This window comes from Shewanella inventionis (genome assembly GCF_014641855.1).
GTDB classification, from domain to species: Bacteria; Pseudomonadota; Gammaproteobacteria; order Enterobacterales; family Shewanellaceae; genus Shewanella; species Shewanella inventionis.
In genome coordinates this window covers 1-4334 of sequence record NZ_BMII01000080.1, presented here as the reverse complement: position 1 = coordinate 4334, position 4334 = coordinate 1, and the positions used below count along the sequence as shown (strand labels likewise).

Here is a 4334-nt window from a genome sequence, read left to right as displayed (position 1 = left end):
AGACGGCAGCATTGAATTAGCTGAAATACTTCAATAACCCTAATCGGTTATGAGTAACAATTAGGCCTAGTGAAGTGAATAATAATCAATTTGATGATCCCTCAGTTTTACCTAGGTATCAAGACAACACTACTTAGAGAAAGCATGAGCATGTGGCGATTAAATTTAATTATAACCAATAGCAAAACGACAAATTTAATGGTGACTCACCTAGAACTCGAACATTGATAACGCTTCGAATTCATCTTCGATTAGTGGTTAAAAAATAATTTTGAAACGTTGATTTTATTATGTTGACAGAATGTAAAGTTGAGCATATTTTCTTCGAATTCTAGAATCAGCAACTTTAGCTTGCAAATGGATTTCAATATATGCACAAAAGGATGTTTTGCCCTACATTAAGAAGATTGAACATAGGTTTGGTGTTTTTTTATTTTGTAGGATTACCTGCTATTGCAGCTAATCAATCTGTATCTTTCGATGTATTAAACAACACCAGTTATGACGGCTGCCCTTATTCCGGTGAAGTTGCCATTTCTGTTGAGTATGATTTAGTCGAATCGAACGTTGGTCAGTTAATTGTTTCCGCTGTTAACTCAGGTCGGTCTTATGAGCTAACAAGGAAAGATGTTGAACACGGTCCAGGCAGTGCTGTATTTGTCTTTGAGCTACAAGAGTGCATTGAACGTATCGATGTAGCCCTTACCCCCTTTTAAATTCCAATTATCAACCTTTATTATTACGTGAAAGTAAGGATGCCTCATGTCTCGCCATAAATTATTGCTTCCAATAATGCTCATTATTCTTGGAGTAAGTGCATCTTCGAAGGCCGAAGTTGTAGGGTTGTCTTCAGGTGAGTTTAGGGTTGATGAGAGTGGTGCCGCCACATACTCAGTACCCATTAACATACCTGAAGGTCGAGCAGGCGTAACGCCGCAAGTGTCGTTAAACTATTCAAGTAATAACCTTCAAGATGGCCCTGTAGGTATTGGTTGGAGTGTTGGCGGTATTTCAGCCGTTTCTCGCTGCCCACAAACGCCAATTAATGACAATGCGATTACAGGTGTAAATTTTACCAGTAGTGATAGGTTTTGTCTTGATGGTCAACGATTGATATTGCTTGCGGGTACCTACGGTGCACCTTATTCAACTTACATTAAAGAAATTGATGACTTCTCAATTGTTACCGCTATGGGCGGTAGCCAAGCTAATGGGCCTAGTTATTTTGAAGTCAAAACGAAAGCCGGTGAAACTTATTATTATGGTAATCCCGGTTTAACGGGTCTTGTCAGTACAAATCAAGCGGACGCATTTGTTGAGCCAAGCAATAAGACTGGAATGGCAAAAACATGGGCTGTTAAAGTCATCAAAGATATTAAAGATAACTATATTCTGTTTAATTACAACAACAGTAAAACGAATGGGACATTTTACATTGATAGCATTCAGTACTCAGCAAAATTGGGCGACAGTACTGCTTTCAATAAAGTTAAATTTGTTTACGAAGACTACGGTAAGGGTTTTTTAGGTTATCAAGCGGGGGCTATTGCAAAGCATAACAAAATACTAAAGCGTATTGACTCATCGGTTGACGGTAGCAACTACCGCTCTTACTTTTTGAACTATGAGAACAGTAATTTTATAGAAGAGCGCACCTTATTAACATCCGTTCAAGAATGTCCCGATAATGATACTGACTTTGGTAATTGCTTACCCAAAACAACGTTTGGTTGGCAACGCCCCAATCTATCTAGCAGTAGCATGCAATATCTGTGTAAGTCAGAGCCTGCTGGGCCTGACTTTTGTCATGATGTACCCACATCAACTGATTTTAAGCCATTTGAGAATCCCACCTCTGTTGCGAGTGGATCTGCCAACGTTAGTACTTCTCAAGTTTTTGACGTCAATGGTGATGGGTATCAAGATATTGTTTACGTCAGTGGTAGTTCGTGGGCTGTGAAGCTCGGCCCTTACTTTACTTCCACCAAAACGATGACATCGATTGGTACATCAAAAAAGGAATATGCACTTAATATTGATTATAACGGTGATGGTGTAAGGGATTTACTTGTTGCCAACTCTGCAACAGCAAATTGGCATGCATTATCATTTCAAGCTAGCGAAAGTGTTGAGGCATGTGCTAAGTGGGAGCAATGTGTTACTAAAATTATAACCTCTGAATACACGTTAACCAACCTTAATGTCGTCGCCACCGGGCTTGAGAACGGTGCGCAAGTTATGGATGTCAATGGTGATGGCAATGAAGACATTGTTTTTCGAACGGGCAATACGATTAAGGCTCATGTAAACAATGGCAATGGTACTTTTACTGCGAATAAAACCCTCTATACCTTTACGGATACCATTGCATCGGCTGAGTTAAATATGGGAGTGCAATCTCAAACTGCTGATATGAAATCTGCCAGTGCCGTTGATGTTAATGGTGATGGCCGCTCAGACCTTGTGATGAAAGTGACGTCGACAACATCCGGTTGTTATGTTCGTGGTGTATTAAATGCTTCTATTCGCACTAGAGATGAATGTCAAAGAGATTGGGCTGGCACTTGGACCAGCAGTACTTCAACAAAACATATGCTTTTTGTTGCATCAGGCACCATGGCAAATCCGGTCTTAACCTTACAGCAGACCCTTGGTAACTATGAAGACACCTTCCGTATAGCCGATTTAAATGGTGACGGCTTGAGTGATTTGTTATTTGTCAGTGGCGATAAATGGTGGTATCGACTCTCTAACGGTATTGAATTCTTAGCGTCTAGAGACGCGGGGTTAGCTACATCGAGTACTAAAAAATACCTTGACCAATTTGTTGATTTAAACAATGACGGCCGCGCGGACGTGTTACATGCAACTTCCACGTCTAATTGGGCTATTTTCTTCTCTCGCCCCACAAATTCGGGTGAATGGATTTCATTTGAGAGCCGTGGCTTTATGGATTTTGACGCCAATGCTACGGTTCGTTTTGGTGATACGGATGGCGATGGTAAATTAAACCTACTGACTTCAACAGGCAGCAGTTGGAAAAAATACTATAACCGTAAAGGGATTAAAGAGTTCGCCATCAATACCATTACCAATGGCTTTGGTGTTGCGACAACGGTGACCTACAAACCGATGACAGACTCATCCGTGTATGTGACCAATTTCTCAGATGCAGACACAACAACAGATACGTTCTCACCTCACTCAGGTATGCAACTCGTCAGTAAAGTAGAAACACAAAGCAATATTGGTGTTGATGGCAAAGTATCGGTCAACTATCAATACGGTGGTTTTCTTATCCATAAAAAGGGCCGTGGTTCATTAGGCTTTCAGATGTTAAAAACCATCGATAACCAAACCCATGTTGTGACCGAAACCAAATACAGTCAAGAGCATGGTGAATTAACGTTTGCCCATGCAGGCATGCCTATTGAAACCATTCAAATGCTTGATACTCAGATGCTTTCAAGGGCGAGTAACACGCTAGACGTCATCCAAACCGCTAATGGTGGTATTTCACCTTATATTGCATCTTCAGAAGAAGAAAGTTACATACTAGACAGTAATCTGAGTAGCACACTGTCAAGCGTAACGCTCACGACCAATCAATATGATGACTGGGGTAACTTACTTGAAAGTAACATTGAAATTTCTGATGAATACTCTAATGACGTACTCACTACCAACAATGTTAATACCTATGGTTCAGGTGACTGGGAACGATATGGCCGTTTAGCTTCTTCTGTTGTCACAAAAACACGAACAGGCGACCCTAAAACACATGTCCGAGAAACCACATTTGATTACTATTCAAATTTGATGTTGAAATCGAGCACATTATCACCTAATCAAGCAGCCACTAAACTCACAACCACTTATGGGTATGATGCCTGGGGAAATAAAACCTCTGAAGCAGTAACGGGTTATAGCACAGCAACAGGCACAAATATTACTCGCAGTACGAGTAGCAATTATGGTGCTAAAGGGCGTTACCTGAGTTACACAGATGATGCGATGGGGTTTAGAACCAGTTTTAAGTATAACAATGTTGATGCAGACTCTGTAACAGGTGTCATCACTTCAATAAAAACTACCGATGCCAATAATGTCGCGAAAATAGAATATTTTGATGATTTAGGCCGACTAAAAACCATTGACCATCCTGACGCAAAAACAACGACCGTTACTCAAGCTTTTTGCAGTAGCTGTTCTAGTAATGCCTATTATTACGTTAGAACAACGGTAACCGGAAATCCCACCCAGGAAGTGTATTTTGATAAATGGGGGCGCGAGGTTATCGCTCAAACCACAAGCTTTAGCGGTGGCTGGAACAA

At 40.7% G+C, this 4334-nt stretch carries 2 protein-coding genes; both read left to right on the top strand.

The features are described 5' to 3' along the window. Positions 1-371 precede the first annotated feature (371 nt). Positions 372-716 carry a hypothetical protein gene (locus tag IEW93_RS21510; RefSeq protein ID WP_188741251.1) on the top strand — a complete coding sequence of 115 codons (345 nt, stop codon included), beginning with the start codon at positions 372-374 and terminating at the stop codon, positions 714-716. A 46-nt stretch (positions 717-762) separates the two neighbouring features. Next, a partial coding sequence (locus IEW93_RS21505; RefSeq protein WP_188741250.1) for an FG-GAP-like repeat-containing protein occupies positions 763-4334 on the top strand: 3572 nt, incomplete at its 3' end.

What these genes read in the sequence shown, in the direction of transcription:
- IEW93_RS21510 (WP_188741251.1), top strand. Translation starts at nt 372, where the DNA reads ATGCACAAAAGGATGTTTTGCCCTACATTAAGAAGATTGAACATAGGT.